Genomic DNA, 543 nt, shown 5'->3' with positions numbered 1-543 from the left:
TGCTGCGACGACGCAGCCGCTTCTCGAGCTGTTCGGTGCTCATGTGCTCTGTCTCCTACCGGACCCGGCCCTCGTGCGCACGCACGATCCCGGTCAGTTCGATGTGGGTCCGACCCACGTGACGGCCCGCCAACTCGCCCACCCTGCGACCCACCGCGTCAGCGGCGGCAGCGGCCGCGGCGACGATGTCGGCTTGTTCGCGCACGGGACCCGTGACGTCGAGGACGATGGACCCCCGGTCGTCGTCGAGTCCCACGCGCAGACGCTTCGCGGGCACGCCGAGCTGTTCGGCTGCGGCTGCCCGCGCCAGCGCCGTGAGCGCTCGTGCGGTGATCTCGACGCGGCCCGGGACGGCAGTCGCGTCGACTCCTACCGGGCCGGCGCTCACCGGGAGCTCCGGCGTCCGGTCAGCACGTCGGTCAGGGCACCGCGGTCGATCTTCCCGGTCGTGATCGCGGCCACGAGGGCACCGACCAGACCGAACACGATCACCAGGACGAAGCCCCAGAACCCGAACTGCAGTGCCACGACGGCGAGGATGGC

At 71.5% G+C, this 543-nt stretch carries 1 protein-coding gene; it reads right to left on the bottom strand.

Annotated features, from left to right (window positions below):
• Positions 1 to 55: 55 nt before the first annotated feature.
• Positions 56 to 388 carry a hypothetical protein gene (locus tag PIJ49_RS16935; protein ID WP_066653408.1) on the bottom strand — a complete coding sequence of 111 codons (333 nt, stop codon included), beginning with the start codon at positions 386 to 388 and terminating at the stop codon, positions 56 to 58.
• Positions 389 to 543 lie beyond the last annotated feature (155 nt).

The sequence above is a fragment of the Curtobacterium uvaldense genome, assembly GCF_028307415.1.
Classification (GTDB): domain Bacteria; phylum Actinomycetota; class Actinomycetes; order Actinomycetales; family Microbacteriaceae; genus Curtobacterium.
This window is presented reverse-complemented; position numbering and strand designations above follow the sequence as displayed.